This is a genomic window from Ramlibacter rhizophilus, assembly GCF_004681965.1.
GTDB lineage: Bacteria > Pseudomonadota > Gammaproteobacteria > Burkholderiales > Burkholderiaceae_C > Ramlibacter > Ramlibacter rhizophilus.
The window spans coordinates 500,626-521,090 of record NZ_SMLL01000004.1; the positions used below are offsets into that span (position 1 = coordinate 500,626).

Below are 20,465 nucleotides of genomic sequence, written 5' to 3' on the forward strand. Positions count from 1 at the left end.
TTATGGTCCGACGCGCCCCTGCCCACAAGATCACAACCCACCAGGAGACAAGACCATGCAACGACGCCTGATGATCCAGACCACCGCCGCCCTCGCGCTCAGCGCGGGCCTTGCCGTACCGGCCCTGGCGCAGGAGACCACGCTGCGGCTGGTCAGCGCCTTCGCCGAGAACGGCATCTATGCCCAGCGCCTGCAGGAGTGGGTCAAGAAGGTGAACGCCGAGGGCAAGGGCGTGCTGCAGATCAACTTCATCGGCGGCCCCAAGGCCATCCCCACCTTCGAGGTGGGCAACGCCGTGAAGACCGGCGTGGTGGACATGGCGATGTCCACCGGCGCGTTCTACACCAACGTCATGCCGGAAGCCGACTTCCTCAAGCTGACCGAGGTGCCCATCGCGCAGCAGCGCAAGAACGGTGCCTTCGACGCCATCAACAAGGTCTGGAACGAGAAGGCCAACATGCAGTACCTGGGGCGCATGGTGGAAAACCAGCCCTTCCACATCTACACGAACAAGAAGGTGGACAAGCCGGACCTTTCGGGCCAGAAGATCCGCATCACGCCCGTGTACCGCGACTTCTTCCAGGCCCTGGGCGCCAACGTGGTCACCACCGCGCCCGGCGAGGTCTACACGGCCCTGGAGCGCGGCGTGGTCGATGGCTACGGCTGGCCCATCGGCGGCATCTTCGACCTGAACTGGCAGGAAAAGACCAAGTACCGCATCGACCCCGGTTTCTACGACGCCGAGGTCTCGCTCATCATGAACCTGCCGGCCTACCGGCGCCTCACGCCCGCGCAGCGCGACTTCCTGAACAAGCAGGTGCTGGCGCTGGAGGCGCAGAACGACTTCTGGGAGAAGTACAAGGCCGAGGAAACCGCGCGCCAGGAGAAGGCCGGCATCCAGGCCATCAAGTTCGACGCGGCCGCTTCCAAGGCCTTCCGCGACAAGGCCTATGAGGTCGCCTGGGCCGGCGCAGAGAAGCAGAGCCCCGAGGTGGCCAAGCGCTTCAAGCCGCTGTTCGCACCCGCGGCCAAGTGAGCGGCGCGCCCGCCCGCACACCAGGGAAAGCGGCAGGCGCGGTCTCCCGCGCCTACGGCCGCCTGCTCGCCGCCCTGGCGCTGGCCGGCTGCGCCGTGCTCTTCGCCATGATGCTGGTCATCGTGGCCGACGTGTTCCTGCGCAATGTCGCCGTGCCCGGGCTGCCGCGCGGCCTGGCCTGGAGCAACGAGGTCTCGGAGCTGATGCTGTACTTCACCACGGTGCTCGTCGCGCCCTGGCTGTTGCGGCAGGGCCAGCACATCCGCGTGGACATCCTGCTGCAGGCGCTGCCCAAGCGCCTCGCATGGTCCCTGGAGTGGGTGGGCGACGTGATCGGCCTCACCTGCTGCCTCTTCATCGCCTGGTACGGCGCCCGGGCCGCCTGGGCCAGCTATGCGGATGGCGCACTCAGCATCAAGACGCTGGTAACGCCCGAGTGGTGGTCGCTCGCGCCGCTGCCCATCGTCTTCGTGCTGCTGGCCATCGAGATGGTCTTTCGCATGCAGCGCCTCTGGCACGCCGAGCGCGGACCGCGGCAGGACGCGGTGAGCGCGGCATGAGACAGGGGACAGGCGCATGACCGGCTGGGTCGCCGCGGCCTGGCTGATGCTGGGCGGATCCACCTTGCTGCTGCTGATCGGCATGCCGGTGGCGCTGACCTTCATCACGGTCAACATCATCGGCGCCTGGCTCTACATGGGCGGCGAGCCCGGCCTCATGCAGCTGGCGCGCAGCAGCGTGAGCTCGGTCACCGCGTTCTCGCTCACCCCGATCCCGCTCTTCGTGCTGATGGGGGAGGTGCTGTTCCACACCGGGCTGGCGCTCAAGGTGATCGAAGGCATCGAACGCCTGATCCGCCGCATCCCCGGCCGCCTGGCCGTGGTGGCGGTGGTGGCCGGCACGGTGTTCTCGGCCATCTCCGGCTCCACCATCGCCACCACCGCCATGCTGGGTTCGCTGCTGCTGCCGGTGATGCTGGCGCGCGGCTACCACCCGCAGCTGGCGACCGGCCCCATCATGGCCATCGGCGCGGTGGACATGCTCATTCCGCCCTCGGCGCTCACGGTGCTGCTGGGGTCGCTGTCGGGCATCTCCATCTCCAAGCTGCTCATCGGCGGCGTGGTGCCGGGCCTCATCCTCTCGGTCGCATTCGTGGCCTGGATCGTGGCCAGCGTGAAGCTGCGCCCGCAGCTCGCGCCGGCGGTGGAGGACGCCCCCACGCACACGGGCTGGGAGCGCTGGCGGCCCTTCTTTCTGTACGTGCTCCCCACGCTCTCGATTTTCGGCGTGGTGGTGGGCGCGCTCACCCTGGGCTGGGCCACGCCCACCGAGTGCGCTGCGCTCGGCGCCTTCGCGACGCTGGTGCTCGCGGCCGCCTACCGCGCGCTGCGCTGGGACGCGCTGGTCAAGGCGCTCAAGGGAACGGCGGCCATCTCGGGGATGATCCTCTTCATCATCCTGGGGGCCACCACCTTCGCGCAGATCCTCTCGTTCTCGGGTGCGAGCAACGGGCTGGTTCAGCTCATCACCGGGCAGGGCTGGTCCACCGAAATGATCGTCGCCGGCATGATGGCCATGCTGATCTTCCTGGGCATCTTCGTGGACCAGGTGAGCATGATGATGATCACGCTGCCCATCTTCATGCCCATCGTGCAGGCGCTCGCCATCGACCCCATCTGGTTCGGCGTGATGTTCCTCATCTGCATGCAGCTCGGCCTGCTGCTGCCGCCGCACGGGCTGCTGCTCATGACCATGCGCGGCGTGGCGCCGCCCTCGGTCACCATGCTGCACATCTTCAAGGCCGTGGCGCCCTATGTGTTCATGAGCCTGCTGCTGCTCGCGGCGGTGTTCTGGCTGCCGGGCATCGCGACCTGGCTGCCGGCCTGGATGGGGTAGTCCCACGCACGAGCTTTCAAGCTCGGCACCTACACGCCGGCCGCGCCGGCGTTCCTACGCTTGGCCGCATGGACGCAAGCTGGTGGGTGGCGATCAGCGCCGCGGTGGCCGCGGGGTCGCTGCTCGTGCTGTGGTCCGTGCGGCGCCACAACAACCCGGTGCTCGATCTGCGCTGCGACCTTCCCATCGACAAGCTGATGCCCTCGCTGGCGGGCCTCACGCTCGGACGGTGCGCTCCGGGCAACGCCGTGCAGGTGCTGGAGAACGGCGCCTTCTTCGACGTGCTGGTCGAGCATCTGCGGGCCGCCCGCCGCTCGATCCACTTCGAGACCTTCCTGTGGAAGGACGGTGTGCTCGGCCAGCGCCTGGCGGACGTGCTGTGCGAGCGTGCCCGTGCCGGCGTGCAGGTGCGCCTCACGCTCGACGCCACCGGAACGCGCGGCATGGGGAATGAAGTTCGCCGGCAACTGCAGGACAGCGGCTGCCGCATCGCGCGCTTCCACCCGCTGTCCTTCAAAACGCTGGGCATGCTCAACGACCGCACGCACCGCAAGATGGTCGTGATCGATGGGCGCGAAGCCTTCATCGGCGGGCACTGCGTGGTGGACGAGTGGCTGGGGGACGCCGAGGACGGACAGCACTTCGCGGACGTGAGCGTGCTGCTGCACGGCCCCATCGTGCACAGCATCCAGGCGGCCTTCAGCGAGAACTGGGGTGCGGTCACGGGCGAGATGTTCGTCGGCGACGCCTTCTTCCCGCCGCTGGAGCCGGCCGGCGACGTGAGCGCCTTCGCCGCCTACGTCAAGCCGGAAGGTTCGGCGCCGGCGGTGAAGATCCTGCACCACGCGGCCATCTGCCTGGCGCGCCGGCGCCTGTGGATCCAGAACCCCTACTTCATCCCCGAACCCGAGGCCGTCCGCAGCCTGGGCGAAGCCGTGCGGCGCGGGGTGGACGTGCGCGTGCTCATGCCTTCCACCAGTGGCTCGGACAACCCGATGGTGCAGCACGCGGGACGCCACAACTTCGAGCGCCTGCTCGAATCCGGCGTGCGCCTCTTCGAGTACCCGCACACGCTGCTGCACCAGAAGATCATGACCATCGACGGCGCGTGGAGCGCCATCGGGTCGAGCAACTTCGACGACCGGTCCTTCGAGATCAACGACGAGATCACGCTGGGCATCCTGGACACCCCGCTCGCCGCCCGGCTGGATGCCGTGTTCGAGCGCTATGCCGCGCGGGCGAACGAGATCCGACTCGATCGGTGGCGCCGGCGGGGCCTGCGCAACAAGGTCCTCGAACGGGTGTGCTACGCCTTCAACGAAGTGCTCTGAAGATTGAACCGGAGGGGGGAGCGCTCGGCAGGACGTTGCGGGCCTGAAAACATTTCGACATTTGCATACGTTTGCGCGCTGGCTGGCCGCCCTATGCTCAGTGCCGTTGTCGCTGTGCGCACCAACCCTTGTTCCAAAGCGATGGAACCCGACCTGGATCACGACAGGCGCTACCAGAGCCTCCTGCTGAGCCCGTGGGTGTGGCTGGGCGTCGTCCTGTGCCTGGTGTTCTGGGGGCTGATCGGTTTCCTGGTCTGGCGCTGGCTCGCGTGACCCGTCAGATCACCTCGTCCAGGAACCCCGGCCACAGCAGCTTGGCCGCGATCAGGGCCTCCATGCCCCAGAGCATCAGGTAGGTGAAGTCGCCCTTGTTCACCGCGTCGATCACGCCTTTGGTGAGCAGGTAGGTGAAGCCGAAACTGGCAGCGGGCGCCAGCAGGATCATCGCCAGGCCTTCCTCGCGCCAGTCTCGCTTGTGGCGGTCCAGGCGGTGCGGCCGCTGGCGGTCGCCATAGCCCGAGCGCCGGAACGCGGAGTCCCGTGCCTCCTGCCGGCTGGCCGCCATCATGGCTGCAGGCGCACCGCGCGGGTGGCCTGGGGGAAGTGGAGCTGCCGCATCGATACACCTTGGATGCCCGGAAGACTCGTATCGTAATGTAACGATGGCCGATCCAGGTCAACCGATTCAGAAATCAGCACTTTTTTCGCTTTCGCCCGGGGTCTGAACGTGCCCTACCGCAGCGTTACTGCGCGTTTCACCTAATTGCACTTGCAACGCCAATGCACTGCCTGAGCCAGCGACTTCTATGCTGGACTTCACAAATCAGGGAGTCCGGCATGAGATGTACCAGCCGAATCGCGCGCGCCGTCGCGACCGCATGCATCTTGCACTCACCCCTGGCGCAGGCCTTCGGCACTGCGGGCCAGCCCAAGGGGGACGACGAGTGGTTCATGACCCTGGGCGGCGTCTCCAGCCACGCGCGCGAGACGCTGGTGGCAGGACGTCAATGGAACGAGCGGCACGAGAGCTTCGCCCTGGAGCGGCGTGTGGCGGGCATTCCCTGGAACGGCGCGGCCGACCGCCTCTGGCAGGTGCGGTACGTGGCCGCCACGCTGGAGGACTCCCGCTCGCTCTGGGGCTCCTACGCCGGCGTGGCGCTGATGCGCGAGGTGGCCCACACCGGGACCTGGCGCCTGCATGCGGGGGCGTACTCGAGCCTGTACTACAAGTCCACGTCGTGGCGCGGCACGATGAAGCTCGTGCCCGCGGTGCTGCCCACGCTGTCGCTCACGGACCAGCGATCGGGTTTCGGTGTGAACCTGGCCTGGGTGCCACCCGTGAACTGGGCCGGCCGCGACACGATTTCGACGGTGCTGCTGCAGTTCAATTACAGGATCGAGCAGTAGGGGCGGACGGCGCCTCCTTCCCCCCTTGGGGGAAGGTTGGGATGGGGGCCTCGCGTCAAGCAGCGTGGTCGGCGCGCGAGCCCCCACCCCAGCCCTCCCCCAGAGGGGGAGGGAGTTTGCTCAGAAGATCGTCTGCTGGTCCAGCTTGGCCTTGAGCACCAGGTCCACCACCTGCTGCTCGCGCTTGTTGGCGCGCATGCAGTGGTCCGGCTGGAACCGGTCCGTGATGCGGATCACTACGCGCGCCCAGCGCTTGGTCTCGCGCACGCGCCAGGCGTGCGAGGAGATCGACTCCCAGGCGTAGCCGTCGAACACCGTGGCATTGACGAAGTGGTCCAGCGCGCGCACGCCCGCGCGTCCGCGCTGGTTGGGGCCGAAGAGGCCGATCCACACCAGCATCAGGTAGCCCACGACCGCCAGCGGCACCACCACGCACATCAGCAGGAACCCGGCGAGGCGCTCGCGCATCATGCCGCAGCCCTCCGGTGCAGCTGCAGGCGCACGCCGTTGGCCGAGCGGATGGTCAGGCGGCCCACCGGGCGGGGTTCGTGTCCCGGCACGGGCGTGAGCCGGTGGTGGCGCACCAGGCTGGAGAGGATGAGGGCCGCTTCCTGCAGCGCGAAGGCCGCGCCCAGGCATACGCGCGGGCCCATGCCGAACGGCAGGTAGCCGCGCCGCAGCGGCTCGCGCGAGGCCTCGTCCTCGTAGCGGTCCGGATCGAAGGCATCGGGCTGCGGCCAGATTTCGCGGTGCCGCTGGATCAGCCAGGGCGCGACGACGATGGTCGATCCGGCCTCCACCTGCTTCTTGCGCATGGGGCAGCCCTGGGTCGCCTGGCGTGCCATGAAGCCCACGGGCGGGAAGAGGCGCAGGGTTTCGCGGAACACGTTCCAGGTGAGCGTCAACTGCTTCATGTCGCCGGCGGCCGGCTCGCGCGCGCCGATCACATCGCGGTGCTCGGCCACCATGCGGTCCTGGATGTGCGGCGAGTGGGCCAGCAGGTGCGCGGCCCAGGTGAGGGCACTGGCGGAGGTTTCATGCCCCGCGAGGAACAGCATCGCCACCTGGTCCACCAGCTCGTCGAAGCCGAAGGGCTGGCCGGTGGCCTCGTCGCGCGCGTCCATGAAGGCCTGCAGGATGTCCGTCTCGCCGCCGGGTCGGCCGACACGGTGCGCCTCGAAGCGAGGCCGAATGAGCTTTTCCAGCAGGCCGCGGATCTCGCGCGCGGCGCGGCGGCTGCGCCAGGCGTCCCAGGGAAACACCAGCCAGCGCACGCCGTAGATGGACGGCAGCAGCAGCCGCGGCGCCAGCGCCTGGAAACGTGCGAAGGCCTCGAAGATGCGGCGCGCGTCTTCGCCGCGCATCGGCGTGGAGAAGATGGTGCGGAAGATGATGTCCGCGGTCACGTGCGTCATCTCCACTTCCAGGTCGTACTCGGCCCCGTCGGGCAGCCGGGCCAGGCGCTCCAGCATGTCGGCGGTGGCCTCGCGCATCTTCGGGAAGGCCACCTGCAGCCGGGCCTGCTCGAAGGCCGGGTTCATCATGCGGCGCTGGCGCTGCCACTGCGCGCCGTTGGTGGTGAAGATGCTCTCGCCCAGGAGCGGCTTGAGCGCCTCGCCGAGCAGCGGGCTCTTGGGAAAGTTGTCCGCCTCGTCCTGCATCACGCGGCGAACCAGCGCCGGGTCGTTGACCATGTACAGGTCCAGGCCGGGCAGGTGCACCTCGCCCATGTGCATGGCGTAGCTGCGTTCGTAGAGCGCATCCAGCCAGGAGTGGCGGGCGCTGAAGAACATCAGCAGGGTGGAGGCACGGCTCTTGCGCGGCGCGGGGTAGGCGGGGCAGAACGGCGTCATCGGGAACGGTCGTCGGTGAGCAGCGGCGCCAGCGAGCGGGCGAGCCAGCGGGCGTAGGTGAAGCGGTGGTAGTGGTGGTCGGGCATGTCGGGCCGCACCCATTCGCGGCGCACGGTGCCGGCCGCGCCGAGGCTCTCGGCGCGGTCGTCCAGGTGCGGCACGCCCAGGGCGCGGCATTCGGCGGCCACGCGGTCGTTGAAGGCCAGGGTGAGCGCGGTGCGCTCGGCCTGGGTCATGGAGACGGCGCGGCGCGTGGTGGCCACCGCGTCACCGGGAACGAAGTCGTCGGGCAGCGTGGGCAGGGGCGCGCCGATCACGGCCAGGCGGCAGCGCCGGGCCAGCTCGCCGATGTAGCGGCAGTACGCGTCCACCGCCTGGTGAAGCAGGGCGTCGACGCTCCCCTTGCCGTGCTGCGAACGGGCCCAGACGGTGTGGCCGGTATCGACCTCGCCCAGGTTCAGCAGGACCAGCTCGGGGCGCGGGTGCTCGCGCAGCGCGGCTTCGAAGCGGGCACGGCTTTGCGTCTGCGAGCCGGCGTTGTACAGGCCCGTTGCCGTGCCGCCAGGCACGTAGGTGATGTGCCAGCGCACGTCCGGCAGCGCCCACATGAACCACCAGTGCTCGAAGACGCGCACGTGCGAGTCGCCCAGCACCAGCACCGAGCGTCGTGCATGCCGGTCGCAATGCCGGCGCCAGCGGCGGGCCAGGCGCATGCGCCACGAATCAGGCATGGAGCCGCTCTCCCTGCGCCTGCATCTGCTGCGCGAGCCCGCGGGGCCCGTACAGCACGTCCATCGGCGAGAAGTTGCCGGGCTTCTGCGGCGTCTGCAGGTACAGGAAATGCGCCTGCAGCTTGTCGGCGCGGATCTGGCGCCAGCGGGCCGGCTCGTACATGTGCATGAAGCGGGCGGCATGGCGCACGGGCCAGCGGGCGTCCTTTTCGCCGGCCAGGAGCGTGCCCGCGATCGGCGCAAGCCCGTGGAAACACAGCGGGTCGATGCGCGCGGTGACGTCCCACCAGCGCAGTCGCGGGTGGGTGCAAAGGCCTTGCAGGGTCTCCCGGAACGCCTGCGCGGACGGAGCGAGGGCGACCATGGGATAGCTCTGGCCGAGCGTCAGCAGCAGGGTGGGCCGGCCGGCCTGCAGGGCCTGCCAGCGTGCATCCCGCAGGAGCGCCGCCACGGCGTCTGTCATCACGAGCGTGCCGACACTGTGGCCGACCAGCAGCACCTCGTCCACCGGCTCGGCCTGCTGCATGGCCACGATGGCATCGACCCACTCGCGCGTGCGCTGCGCCAGCCCCGGTATGGGGCCCTGCGCCATGCGCATGAAGAAGGTGTAGATGCGCAGCAGCCAGAAGAGGCCGCCGCGCGTGGCAAGGCCCCACACTGCGGCGGCGACGAGCGCCCCTGCCATCCAGCCCCAGGCGCCGAACGCAGCGCCCAGGCCCGGGGCCGCGAGCAGCGGGCCGAAGACGATCCACAGCGGCAGCGCGCCGGCATGGAAGGCGGGCCGGTACAGTCGGCAGACGCGGGCCGCGCCGATGTGGCGGAAGATGTGGACGTAGGTGCGGACGAATTCGAGCGCGAGCGCCCCGGGGTGGCGGGTCCAGTGCGCGCGGACGATGTCGTCCCAGCCCATGTAGACGTGCTCGGTGTGGACGGGGGCGCTGTGGCCTGTGCTGGGCGTCCAGGTGACGGGCCAGCGGCTGGTGTGGGGCGAGAGCTTCTTGCGGGGGCCGACCTGCAGCGCGCCGCCATGGGGCTGAGGCCTGGCGGCTTCGGTGCGGCACAGGCGGTGGTAGTAGGCGGCGCCGCGGGGGTCGAAGCCGGCGAAGTAGTGGAGTCGGCGGGTGCGCAGGGGGGGTGGGGGCCCTTCGACAGGCTCAGGGCGAACGGGTGTTGGCTCGGGGCGAACCGTCCCACTCCGTTCGGGCTGAGCTTGTCGACGCTCTTCGGCGGGCTGAGGGCGAACGGGGTTTGGTGAGGGCCCTTCGACAAGCTCTGGGCGAACGGGGTCACCCCACATGGCGTCAGTCGAAGTGGTCTGCATCGGCCAGCGCGACACCGGCGCGGTCCTTGCCGGACAGGGTCGGCTCGCTTCCCACATCGGGCCAGTCAATGCCGATCCGCGGATCGTCCCAGCGGATGCAGCGTTCCGCCTGCGGCGCGTAGTACGCCGTGGTCTTGTAGAGGAAGTCGGCCTCGCCGCTCAGCACCACGAATCCGTGCGCGAAGCCGGGCGGGATCCAGAGCTGCCGGTGCTCGGTGTCGTCCAGGGTCATGCCGACCCAGCGGCCGAAGGTGGCGCTGCTGCGTCGCAGGTCCACCGCCACGTCGAACACGCGCCCGCGCGTCACGCGCACCAGCTTGCCCTGCGCATGGGGCGCGAGCTGGTAGTGCAGTCCGCGCAGCACGCCGTGGCGCGAGCGCGAGTGGTTGTCCTGCACGAAGCACCACGGCCCGACGGCTTCTTCGAAGGCGCGCTGCGTGAACGACTCCATGAAGAAGCCACGGTCGTCGCCGAACACGCGCGGCTCGATGACCTTCACGTCGGGAATGGCGGTGGCGATTACCTTCATCAGAACACCCGATCCACCAGCAGCTGCTCCAGGTACTGCCCATAGCCGCTCTTGCCCAGGCCCGCGGCCAGCGTGCGCAGCTGCGCGTCGCCGATCCACCCCTGGCGCCACGCGATCTCCTCGGGGCAGCAGATCTTCAGGCCCTGGCGCTTCTCCAGCGTCTGGATGAACTGGCTGGCTTCCAGCAGCGAATCGTGCGTGCCGGTGTCTAGCCAGGCATCGCCGCGCCCCAGGAGCTGCACGTCGAGCCGGCCCGACTCCAGGTACAGGCGGTTGAGGTCCGTGATCTCCAGCTCGCCGCGCGCGCTGGGCGACAGCGAACGGGCCAGCGGGACCACGCCGGCATCGTAGAAGTAGAGGCCTGTCACGGCGTAGCGGCTGCGCGGCTGCGCCGGCTTTTCCTCCAGGCTGATGGCGCGGCCCGCGTCGTCGAACTGCACCACGCCGTAGCGCTGCGGGTCCTGCACCGGATAGGCGAACACGGTGGCCCCGTCCTCGCGCGTCGCGGCCGCCTTCAGGCGCGTGGACAGGTCGTGGCCGTAGAAGATGTTGTCGCCCAGCACGAGCGCACTGGGCGCACCGCCCAGGAACTCCTCGCCGATCAGGAAGGCCTGGGCGAGGCCGTCGGGGCTGGGCTGCACCGCGTACTGCAGCGAGATGCCCCAGGCGGATCCGTCGCCCAGGAGCTGCTGGAAACGCGGCGTGTCCTGCGGCGTGGAGATGACCAGGATCTCGTCGATGCCGGCCAGCATCAGCGTGGCGAGCGGGTAGTACACCATGGGCTTGTCGTACACCGGCATCAGCTGCTTGCTCATGCCGAGCGTCACCGGGTGCAGCCGGGTGCCCGAGCCCCCGGCCAGCACGATGCCTTTTCGATTGCGAGCCATGTCCATCTCCTTCAGGCGCCCGGCGCCTCACCGGCGCCGAGCCACTCGTCCAGCATGCGGTCCACGCCCTGCTGCCAGGGCGGCAGGTGCAGCCCGAAGGTGTCGGCCAGGCGGCGGGTGTCCAGCCGCGAGTTGAGCGGCCGGCGGGCGGGCGTGGGGTAATCCGCCGAGGCAATGGGGCGTACCGCATCCGGCGCGACCTTCAGCGTCCGGCCGAGTGCTGCGGCCCGCCGCAGCACGTGGGTGGCATAGCCATGCCAGCTGGTCGCACCCGCGGCCGCGAGGTGGTAGGTGCCCGCCACCTGCGGGGCACGAAGGGCATGGCGCAGCGCATGCGCCGTGATGTCGGCGACGAGCTCCGCGCCGGTGGGCGCGCCCACCTGGTCGTCCACCACCTGCAAAGCCTCGCGTTGGCTGGCGAGGCGAACCATGGTCTTGGCGAAGTTGCCGCCGCGCGCGCCGTACACCCAGCTCGTGCGCAGCACCAGGTGGCGCGCGCAGGCCTGGCGCACAGCCCGCTCGCCTTCGAGCTTGGTCTGGCCATAGGCATTGAGCGGCGCCGGCGCATCGTCCTCGCGCCAGGGCAAATCGCCGCTGCCGTCGAAGACGTAGTCGGTGCTGAAGTGGACCATCCAGGCGCCGAGGGCCTGGGCCGCCTGCGCGAGCCGCTGCGGTGCGAGGGCGTTGACCTGGCGGGCCAGCGCCGTTTCCTGCTCGGCGCGGTCCACCGCGGTGAAGGCTGCGGCATTGACGATCACCTGCGGCTGCAGGGCGGCCACCGTGGCGGCGAGTTCCTCCGGCCGCGACAGGTCGCCGCAGGCGCCGGCCGCGCCGCTGCGGCCCGGGGCGATCAGTTCACCCAGGGGCGCGAGGGCGCGCTGCAGCTCCCAGCCGAGCTGGCCGTCTTTCCCAAGGAGGAGGATCTTCATGGCCGGCATCGTTCAGGCGTTGGCCCCGTACTGCGTGGACACCCAGTCGCGATAGGCGCCGCTTTGCACCTGCGTGATCCAGTGCGGGTGGGCCAGGTACCAGCGCAAGGTCTTGCGGATGCCGGTCTCGAAAGTCTCGGCCGGGCGCCAGCCCAGCTCGCGCTCGATCTTGCGTGCGTCGATGGCATAACGACGGTCGTGGCCCCGGCGGTCCGCCACGAAGGTGACCAGCCGCTCGCGCGGGCCGGCCGCATCGGGCCGCATCTCGTCGAGCAGGGCGCAGACGGTGCGCACGATCTCCAGGTTGGTCTTTTCGTTCCAGCCGCCGATGTTGTAGCTCTCGCCCATGCGGCCGCGCGCCAGCACCGTGCGCAGGGCGGCGCAATGGTCGCTCACGTACAGCCAGTCACGCACGTTCAGGCCATCGCCATACACCGGCAGCGGCTTGCCGGCCAGCGCGTTGACGATCATCAGCGGAATCAGCTTCTCCGGGAACTGGAAGGGCCCGTAGTTGTTGGAGCAGTGGGTGGTGAGCACCGGCAGGCCGTAGGTGTGGTGCCAGGCGCGCACGAGATGGTCGCTGGCGGCCTTGCTTGCCGAGTAGGGGCTGTTGGGTTCGTACGCGTCGCCTTCCCGGAACGGCGGGTCGGCCGGCCCGAGCGAGCCGAAGACCTCGTCGGTGGAGACGTGGAGGAAGCGGAAGCACTCGCGCTCCGCGGCCGGCAGGCCACTCCAGTGGTCGCGCGCCGCTTCCAGCAACGTGAAGGTGCCCTGGACGTTGGTGCCCAGGAAGCTGTCCGGGCTGTGGATGGAGCGGTCCACGTGGCTTTCCGCCGCGAAATGCAGGATGGCGCGCGGCCGGTGCTGCGCGAGCATGCGGTCCAGCAAGGCCCGGTCGCGAATGTCGCCATGGACGAAGACATGCCGCGCGTCGGCCTGCAGGCTGCGCAGGTTGGCGAGGTTGCCGGCGTAGCTGAGGGCGTCGAGGTTCAGCACCGGCTCGTCGCTGTGCGCGAGCCAGTCGAGAACGAAGTTGCTGCCGATGAAGCCGGCGCCGCCGGTGACGAGGATCATGGGAGGAGGTGCGTGCGGGAGGGTCGCGGGGGGATTGTCACTGATCGTCCCGCCCTCTCAGGCGCGCGCGGTCCAGGCGCTCCAGAGGATGCGCAGCTTGCGGCCCTGCCGGCGCCACCAGCCGCTGCGCAGTTTTTCCAGGCCGCCGCTCCCCTCCAGCGCGTCGCGTTCGGCCGCGATCTGCCGCAGCACCGCCATGCAGCTGGTGTAGCCCTTGAGCGTCCAATCCCAGTAGATGGGGTAGCGGATCAGCGCGCCGGCCACGAGCTGGTCCAGCGTGAGGCGGCGCGTGCGGCGCGCGAAAGCCGTGGCGTTCTCGGCGCGGTCTTCGGTGAGGCCCCAGCCGGCGTAGAAGGGCTGGCCGTAGGTGACCACGTGCTTGCCCCGCAGCAGGGCGTCGAAGCCGGAGAGCGAGCTCATGGTGTGCAGCTCGTCGCAGGCTTCGATGCAGCTGACCACGCTCACCTGCGTCTCCACATGGTCCGCAAGCGCGCGGGCCTGCGACAGCGCAAGCCGCCCGGCGCGGTTGCCGCTGGCCACGTCCGGATGCGGCTTGTAGACGATGTAGGCATCGGGCCGCGCGGCGCGCACCGCCTGCAGCAGGGTGAGGTTGCCGCGGACCGTGGTGCAGCCCAGGCGAATGGACGCATCGTCCTCCACCTGGCCCGGCACCAGCACCACGCGCCGGCCGGCGCTGCCGGGCCACTGCGGGGTGGCGCGCGGCTCCAGGTTGTACTTGGTCAGGCCCTGGGCGACGATGAACTCGCGCGCCTGGCGCGCCTGGCACAAGTCGTCCTCGCTGAAGGCGGCCTCCTGCAGCATCGTCTCCAGGTCCGAAGGGCGCGTGGCGTCGAAGTAGATACCGCTGCGGTCCAGCGCGATGGAGCGCGGGCGGATCAGGTCCGAGCCCAGGCCCACGGAGCGGATGAAGCCGTCCTCCATGCGGATGCACTCGGCCCCCGTGCGCGCCGCGAGTTCGGCCACGCCGGCGGGTGCCGTGGCGCCCCAGTACACCAGCCAGTCGCCGGCGGCGGGCTGCAGCGCCTGCGCCGCGTGCGCGTCCGGCACGAAGGTGACGTTCTTCGGCTCCAGCGACAGCACCGGTTGCAGGTTGGCCGCCTTCCAGCGCCGGTACCCGACGCCGATGATCTTGCGGCGGCGCTCGGGTGCGTAGAGCCGGTCCGCCATGGCCTTCTGGCGCACCAGCCAGCCGATCACGTCGAAGATGGTCCCGCGCTCGTGCGTCTCGGGATTCAGATAGCGCGTGTAGTGCAGGTAGGCGGCGGCGAAGATTTCATCGACGCTGCGCTTGCGCGTGCGCCGCAGGCAGGTCTGCCGGTCGTCCGTCACGCCCCATCCGGCGTACCAGGGCATGCCGAAGCAGGTGACGGGCTTGCCGGCGAGCAGGGCCTCGAATCCCATGGTGGAGGTGACCACGTAGACGCGGTCCATCTGCTCGATGAGGCTCAGGGGATTGACGGCTTCGCGGATGACGACGGTGCGGTCGTCGTCCTGGATGTGGGTGAGATAGCCGCGCTTGCGGCCGGAGCTGACTTCGGGGTGGGTTTTGACGTAGAGGGTGGCGCTGGGGTTCTCGGCGCGGGCGGCGGCGAGCATGGCGGTGAACGATTCCCGGCTGGCGCCGGCCAGCTCGATGCTCAGGTCGCCGAGGGTCTGGTCGACGACCAGCACCTTGCCGCGCCCTCCATGATCCTGGCGCGCGAAGGCAGCAGGTGCATGGTTGTACTTGGACAGGCGGTGCTGGAGGATGGCCGTTCTTGCCGACCCGCATTGATCAATGGCCGCGTGCTGCAGGTGCTCCTCCAGCTCGCTTGGCCGCGAGCTGTCGTAATAGATGCCGAGTCGGTCGAGTGTGACCGACAGAGGCGGGAATGCGCCACCGGTGCCATAGGAGCGTAGGAACCCGTCCTCCAGCCGCACCACCGACAGCCCGCGCTTGCGTGCGTAAGCCTCGGCGCGGACCGCGCTCGGCTTGCGCCCCCAGGCTGCGACGAGCAGGCGGTGTGCGCCCGAAGCCGGCAGCGCCCCGATACCCACCACCGGGGCACCCAGCAGTGCGGGCAGCGTGGGGATGGAGCGAATGCCGGTCGAGCCGGCGGCGATGACTTCGGGTGCTTGCTGCATCAATCCCGCTCCGGTGGCGGTGGCCGCGCCTCCCTTACGCAGAAACGATCTTCCGAATGGCAAAGCGCAGGGGCGCGCTGGCGACCCGGCTCCTGAAGAGATAGCCCAGGGGCCGGAGGAGTCGCGACTTCGAGTCCAGGAAGAACCGGTCAGGCGTGTTGCGAAGCTTGTTCCGAAGCCGCGTGCGCCTGTCGAGCTGCGCAGACGGCCGCGGGACCACGGCCGGTGTCGCCGCCGGTTTGGTGGCCGCGGGGGCGGTGGCGGTGGCGGTGGCGCCGGCCGGCAGGTAGCGCCTGTACGAAACGCGAGCGCCCTGCTTCCATTTGGATTCGGACACGAGGTGTTCCATGGCGGCGACGGTCAGCTCCCCTTTCGCGTTGAGAAGCCGTGCGGGGTTGCTGATCACTGAAAACTCCGCCCCTGCGAACATGTTCTCGAGAATCAGTCCTTCGAAGGCCCGCACGTCGGCGGGCGCGGGGTCCTCTGCGAAGCGCAGCATGATGAAGGACGCCACCTGCGGCGACAGTTCCACCGCTTCCGAGAACTCGCCGAACATCCCGAGGTAATCCTTGACGAAGCTGATGGCGCCGGCATGGAGTCCCTCCACGAAGGCGATCCGCTCGCGCTCGTTGCTCGCGTACAGGTACTCCGGCTCCAGGGCGCCGCCCACGTCCCGGAAGCACAGGAGACTGCCTTCAGTCGAGCTCAGCAGGCTTTCGATCAAGGGAATGAACTGGTTGAAGGAGTGCTTGTACGGCGCGCGCTGGCTGTCGTACTCCTCGAGCCAGGCCTCGAAGACCTTGTCACGGAAGTAGTGCAGCACGTAGTTGTGCGTGAGCATGTAGTAGCCGTGGTAATCGACGCCGGTGAGCTGCGAAATCTTTCGCTGCATCGTTCCGGAATAGCCGATGTCCACGAACGCGCTCTTGCGGCCCGCGTCCGTCGCACCCTCCTGCTCCAGGTACCGCGTGAACGTGGCGCGTTCCTGCATTGCCTTCTCATAGATGTAGGGCTTCAGGTCCGTCACCAGCCTGACCACGGCGCCGAGGTCTCGCGGGTAGCCGATGAAGGTGGAACCGTCGGCGCTCATGCCGTGCTCACGAAGCAGCTTGGGCGGCAGTTCGGCCACGTTCAGGCCAAACCTGGTGTTGAGGAATTTTTCGACCGTCGTCGTGCCGAAATTGAGCGTGGCGATTTCGAAGATGTCTTCTTCTTCACTGATGCCGGGCACGAGTACGGAGCGCCGGGAGCAGTAAAGGTAGCTCGACGACGGCAGGTCCGGTATCCAGCGCTTGAATTCCTCGAAGACCTTCATGACCAGGTAGGCATCGCGAGCCAGGAAGTAGGCGTGGTCGACCTTGTGCGCCCGCAGCCGCCGGATCACCCACTGGACATAGCCCAGCACGAAGGGGCCCAGCACGCCATACCCGACGTTGAACAAGTGCCCGTCGCACAGGCTGGCGTGGTCCGCTCCGCTGGAAGGCGCGGAGAAAAACCGGTTCGCCAGCATGCCGGCCAGGATGCTGGTGTCGTAGCTGGGCTGCGCGAAAGCGTCCTTGAGAAGTTCGGCGGCACGGGTCCTGCGTAGCAGTTCGGTCGCCTTCGGGATGACGAGGGCTTCGATGCCGAAGCGACGCGCCATCTCCCCATCCGCACGGGCGTTGTCCCCCACGTGGAGGAAGCTCTTGAGTGCCGGCTGAAGCTGCCTCACCGCGGCCATGTACTTCGGATAGATGGTTCCATCCTCCTTCCTGACCCGCTCGGTGGCCGAGACGAAGAGGAGGTCGAAGTCTGCGAACCCGTTCTTCGCGAGGAGCGTGCGGATCGCGTGCTCCTCGAGGTAGATGTCGGTGATGATCGAGCGCAGCTTGCCGAGCGTGCCCGCCAGTTTCCAGGCCCGCACAAGCCCCCGTCGCGGCGCGATGAGGGCGAGTTCGGCCTTGAGTTCGAGTGCCTTGATCCGCTCCAGAAGCGGCCGGGGGAAGCTGGTGATGGACGCGAGCTGCGCGTAGATTTCATCCAGGGTGACTTCGATCCGGTGACCATGGGCTGCCCGGGCCAGGCGCTCGGCTTCCCGCCGCAGGTGGTGAAACGGGAAGTAGATGTTTCCGGTCAGCTCCCTTGCAAGCGGCTCGATGAACTGGAACAGTTCGTGAGGCTGGACGAAGGGGCGACAGACCAGCGTGTCGAAGAGATCGAATGAAACCGCTTCGTTGAAAACGATCCTGGCATGGACCGGGTGGGGATTCGGCGCGATGCCCCGCTTCTTGAGTTCGGTGGTCCAGGCCCGCCACTGCGAGTGGTGCTTCAGCCGCTCGAGCACATCCCGCAGCGACCGGGGCGCGGGCAGCAGCTCGAGCCCGCGCATGCCGCTCTCATGCAGGTTCCAGAAGCTGGAGAGGAGGGCGTACAGTCCCGCGCCGTCGTGGACGTGATCTGCCGTGGCCCAGTGGTAGCGGGTCAGGAAGAAGTGAAGCAGCGGATCCCGGCTTCGCGGCTGGTGCAGTTCGAAAACATCCGCCAGCTTCCGCAAGTCGCAGGTTGCAACGGCGTTGATGTGCGAGCTGCCGGCGGCGATCACCGGGCAGTCGAACACCAGTGCCTGGAGCGCCAGCGAGCTCGACACGGTGGCTACCGCGTCGACGTGCGCCAACAGGAACTGCGAGACGTAGGGGATCGCATTCAGTTCCTTCTTGTAGATCAGGTTCGGATGCGACCGCTTGAGCCGCTGGACCGTCAGTTCGCCGAGCGACGGCTTGTACTCACTGTGTTCCGTGACGACGACTCCCCACGTGCGCGGTGTGGCACGCAGCACCGTCTCCAGGAATTCGGCCTGCGTCTCGAACTCACTGCACAAGTTGAACGCGTAGTACCCATCCACTTGCAATGGCACGAGCAGCAGCTTGTCGAACCGGGACTGCTCCGGTTCGATGAGTTGCCAGGTCGGGTCATGTGGCGCAAGTTGCGAGACGAACCAGTTCCTCGCGTCGCAGAGTGCTTTCGCCTCGCTGGCCGGCAGGCACTCGGCGCGGAGGTCGGCGGCATGCCGTGCCAGCAGCGAGTTCTGGTACAGGCCGGCAGGGTCGAACATGGTCAGCCGCGGCAAGGGCATGCGGTAGCTCATGCCATACATGCTGTGAAGCACCAGGGAAGACGGGTACGCCTTGCTGATGAACGGCGCATGGGTCTCGTGCATCAGCACGACGTCGGGCTCGAAACCCGGCAAGGCGCGACGGCACAGCCGTGCGAGCCGCTCGAGGTCGTCTTCCGAGCTTGCCCCTGTCAGGAAGGCCTCGGCTGCTTTGCCGGCGTTCTTGTAGACCGCGGTGAGTTCGTCCAGATGCAGCACACCGACCTCGAACTCACGATGGCCGGTATAGCCGTCGCGCGCGATCGCTTCGCAAATGCCCTCGCCAATGAGCAGGCGGCAGTCGAGCTCCGGCGCGTGCTTCTTCAGCTGCGCGAGCTGAAAAACGGCATCTTTGAATGCGCCGAACCGGAAGTCCGGAGACAGCTCGATCCAGGGCTCGACGTAATAGAGGATGCGATTCATTTTTGGATTCCCGTGCTGAAGCCTGCTGCCGTCAAAGTCCCAAAACCACCTTCGCGCTCACCGCGATCTGGTAGATGATTTGCGTCATGTCCTTCCAGAACTGCCGGTTCTTCTCGTCCACCTTCGGCAGCACCAGCACCTGGTCGCCGGCCTGCAGACGGGGCGTGAAGGACAGCAGCTTGCCGGTGTCCACCTGCTCGAAGCTGCCATCCCGCCGGGCCACGACGACGCGCGCGTTGTCCGCGTTCTGCGTGAAGCCGCCGGCGCGCTGGATGTAGTCGTTCAGGCTCAGGCCGCTCTGGAAGGCGACGGCGTTGGGAAAGAGGACTTCGCCGCCCACCAGCACCAGGTCGTCCTTGGTGGGGATGCGCAGCACGTCGCCGTTTTCCAGCAGCATGCTGGACTTGTCCTGCGTCTGCGCGATCAGCACCTGGCCCAGGGGTTCGACCTGTTTGGCGCGGTCCACCCAGGCCAGGGTGAGGTCGGCTTCCTCCTTGCGCAGGCGCGCTTCGTCGCTGCTGCCGCTGCGGGCGGTGAGGAGGGCGGTTTCCAGGCTGCGCAGGCTGGTGGTGAGCATTTCCTTCTGCCGCTGCCTGACGCTCTGGCGATACAGCTGCAGGTTCGCCACGTCCGAGCGCGGGTTGGGCTCGATGCGGTCCAGCAGTTCGCCCAGGCGGCTGCCATAGGGCAGCACGTATTCCTGCGGGCTCTGGTGCTCGCCTTCCACGCGCACGGTGATCGTTCCGGGCTTCTTGTCGGCGGTGAATTCGATCTCGTCGCCGTCCTGCACCACCACGCTGGCGGCCTGCTGCAGGGCGTAGTACTCGGTGTTGCGCACCGTGCCGGTATTGCGCACCACGCGCACGTGCGTGGCCGAAGGCTGCGGCTTGGCCAGCTGCATGAGGTCCGCCACGCTGCGCGAGTCGCCGCTGAATTCGAAGCGCTTCGCGTTCATGGCCAGGCCGCCGACCCTCACCGTGTTCTGGCGCGGCGGCACGAAGATGACGTCGCCGCTGGCCAGTTGCAGCGCAGGCATGCGGCCTTGGAGGAGGAACTCGTACAGGTTGACGGCGGCGCGCTGCTGGCCGTTGCGCTGCACCTGCACGTCGAGGAAGCTGCCGCGGTCCGGGTCGATGCCGCCGGCCTGGTCCAGGTAGTGCAGCAGGCTGTCCATGCTGGTGCCGCTGTACAGGCCCGGCCGCGCGACGAAGCCGCTGACGAAGACGCGCACCGGCTGCGCCGCGGCCAGGCTGGCATAGCTGCTCACGTTGGCGCGGAAGACGCGGCGCACCGCCGTGTCCATCGCCGCCTGCAGCTCCTGGTTGCGCACGCCGCGCACGGGCACCGGGCCCACGTGCGGCAGGAAGACGTTGCCCTGCGGGTCCACCACGAGCTGCGCATCGAAGTCGAAGGCACCCCACAGGCGCACCTGCAGCGTGTCGCCGGTGGCGACGAGGTAGTCCGGGTTGAACTGGGTCGCGCCTTCGCGCGCGAAGGCGCCGGTGAAGAGCTGCGCGCCGAAGACGTCGGTGGTGGTGGCGGGTGCTTGGGAGGTGACCGGCGCGATGCGCGCGACCGGCTCGGGCGCGGGCGCCGCAGGCACGGCGCCACGCAGGCCGGGAAGGGCGGTCGCGGGCAACGCAGTCGGCGCAGCCGCGGCAGCGGGTGCCGTGGAGCGTGCCGCGCCGGTGGTCGGCACCACCTGCGCCACCGCCTGCAGCGACACGCTGCCGGCAAGGGCAAGAACGGAGAGGGAGGTGACGATGCGCATGA

General features: G+C 68.5%; 18 protein-coding genes. 6 read left to right on the top strand and 12 right to left on the bottom strand.

Going from position 1 to position 20,465, the window contains the following annotated elements:
• Window positions 1–55: 55 nt before the first annotated feature.
• From dctP to EZ242_RS22520, 5 genes are all read left to right on the top strand, one after another.
• Window positions 56–1,036, top strand: coding sequence for a TRAP transporter substrate-binding protein DctP (gene dctP / locus EZ242_RS12300; RefSeq protein WP_135285451.1), 981 nt, complete (start codon window positions 56–58; stop codon window positions 1,034–1,036).
• Window positions 1,033–1,596, top strand: a complete 564-nt coding sequence (locus tag EZ242_RS12305) for a TRAP transporter small permease (protein WP_135285452.1) — start codon at window positions 1,033–1,035, stop codon at window positions 1,594–1,596. Before dctP ends, EZ242_RS12305 begins: the two co-directional genes overlap by 4 nt.
• Before the next feature lie 16 nt (window positions 1,597–1,612).
• A complete protein-coding gene (locus tag EZ242_RS12310; RefSeq protein WP_135285453.1) occupies window positions 1,613–2,932 on the top strand; it encodes a TRAP transporter large permease in 1,320 nt (439 codons plus the stop codon).
• A 68-nt stretch (window positions 2,933–3,000) separates the two neighbouring features.
• Window positions 3,001–4,263 (top strand): phospholipase D-like domain-containing protein, encoded by a 1,263-nt coding sequence (locus EZ242_RS12315; protein WP_135285454.1) that lies wholly within the window; start codon window positions 3,001–3,003, stop codon window positions 4,261–4,263.
• A gap of 141 nt (window positions 4,264–4,404) precedes the next feature.
• Window positions 4,405–4,536, top strand: a complete 132-nt coding sequence (locus EZ242_RS22520) for a hypothetical protein (RefSeq protein ID WP_276606538.1) — start codon at window positions 4,405–4,407, stop codon at window positions 4,534–4,536.
• Between the two features lie 4 nt (window positions 4,537–4,540).
• Here the strand turns inward: EZ242_RS22520 and EZ242_RS12320 are convergent, their stop codons facing one another.
• The gene (locus tag EZ242_RS12320; RefSeq protein WP_135285455.1) at window positions 4,541–4,831 is read right to left on the bottom strand and encodes a hypothetical protein; all 291 of its coding nucleotides are present in this window, start codon (window positions 4,829–4,831) and stop codon (window positions 4,541–4,543) included.
• A 317-nt stretch (window positions 4,832–5,148) separates the two neighbouring features.
• Here EZ242_RS12320 and EZ242_RS12325 point away from each other — a divergent pair, with 317 nt between their 5' ends.
• On the top strand, window positions 5,149–5,670 hold the full coding sequence (locus EZ242_RS12325; RefSeq protein WP_135285456.1) for a hypothetical protein: 522 nt from the start codon (window positions 5,149–5,151) through the stop codon (window positions 5,668–5,670).
• A gap of 120 nt (window positions 5,671–5,790) precedes the next feature.
• Here EZ242_RS12325 and EZ242_RS12330 read toward each other — a convergent pair whose 3' ends face one another.
• The 11 genes from EZ242_RS12330 to EZ242_RS12380 all read right to left on the bottom strand — a co-directional run bounded on the left by EZ242_RS12330 (window position 5,791) and on the right by EZ242_RS12380 (window position 20,463).
• Entirely contained in the window at window positions 5,791–6,141 is a 351-nt protein-coding gene (locus EZ242_RS12330; RefSeq protein WP_240787065.1) for a hypothetical protein, read from the bottom strand.
• A complete protein-coding gene (locus EZ242_RS12335) occupies window positions 6,138–7,523 on the bottom strand; it encodes a cytochrome P450 (RefSeq protein WP_135285457.1) in 1,386 nt (461 codons plus the stop codon). Before EZ242_RS12335 ends, EZ242_RS12330 begins: the two co-directional genes overlap by 4 nt.
• Window positions 7,520–8,254 carry an SGNH/GDSL hydrolase family protein gene (locus tag EZ242_RS12340; protein ID WP_135285458.1) on the bottom strand — a complete coding sequence of 245 codons (735 nt, stop codon included), beginning with the start codon at window positions 8,252–8,254 and terminating at the stop codon, window positions 7,520–7,522. Before EZ242_RS12340 ends, EZ242_RS12335 begins: the two co-directional genes overlap by 4 nt.
• Window positions 8,247–9,164 carry a lipase family protein gene (locus EZ242_RS12345; protein WP_135285459.1) on the bottom strand — a complete coding sequence of 306 codons (918 nt, stop codon included), beginning with the start codon at window positions 9,162–9,164 and terminating at the stop codon, window positions 8,247–8,249. Before EZ242_RS12345 ends, EZ242_RS12340 begins: the two co-directional genes overlap by 8 nt.
• Before the next feature lie 391 nt (window positions 9,165–9,555).
• Window positions 9,556–10,104 (bottom strand): dTDP-4-dehydrorhamnose 3,5-epimerase, encoded by a 549-nt coding sequence (rfbC, locus tag EZ242_RS12350; RefSeq protein ID WP_135285460.1) that lies wholly within the window; start codon window positions 10,102–10,104, stop codon window positions 9,556–9,558.
• Complete coding sequence (gene rfbA, locus EZ242_RS12355) at window positions 10,104–10,991, bottom strand: glucose-1-phosphate thymidylyltransferase RfbA (protein ID WP_135285461.1); 888 nt, start codon at window positions 10,989–10,991, stop codon at window positions 10,104–10,106. The genes rfbC and rfbA overlap by 1 nt, the downstream gene beginning before the upstream one ends.
• Before the next feature lie 11 nt (window positions 10,992–11,002).
• Window positions 11,003–11,920: a dTDP-4-dehydrorhamnose reductase gene (gene rfbD / locus EZ242_RS12360; RefSeq protein ID WP_135285462.1), complete on the bottom strand. Its 918-nt coding sequence runs from the start codon at window positions 11,918–11,920 to the stop codon at window positions 11,003–11,005.
• A 12-nt stretch (window positions 11,921–11,932) separates the two neighbouring features.
• Window positions 11,933–12,994, bottom strand: coding sequence for a dTDP-glucose 4,6-dehydratase (rfbB, locus tag EZ242_RS12365; RefSeq protein ID WP_135285463.1), 1,062 nt, complete (start codon window positions 12,992–12,994; stop codon window positions 11,933–11,935).
• A 57-nt stretch (window positions 12,995–13,051) separates the two neighbouring features.
• Window positions 13,052–15,139, bottom strand: a complete 2,088-nt coding sequence (locus EZ242_RS12370; protein ID WP_135285464.1) for a capsular polysaccharide biosynthesis protein — start codon at window positions 15,137–15,139, stop codon at window positions 13,052–13,054.
• A 34-nt stretch (window positions 15,140–15,173) separates the two neighbouring features.
• Entirely contained in the window at window positions 15,174–18,692 is a 3,519-nt protein-coding gene (locus tag EZ242_RS12375) for a capsular polysaccharide export protein, LipB/KpsS family (protein ID WP_135285465.1), read from the bottom strand.
• A gap of 31 nt (window positions 18,693–18,723) precedes the next feature.
• Window positions 18,724–20,463, bottom strand: a complete 1,740-nt coding sequence (locus EZ242_RS12380) for a polysaccharide biosynthesis/export family protein (RefSeq protein WP_135285466.1) — start codon at window positions 20,461–20,463, stop codon at window positions 18,724–18,726.
• Window positions 20,464–20,465 lie beyond the last annotated feature (2 nt).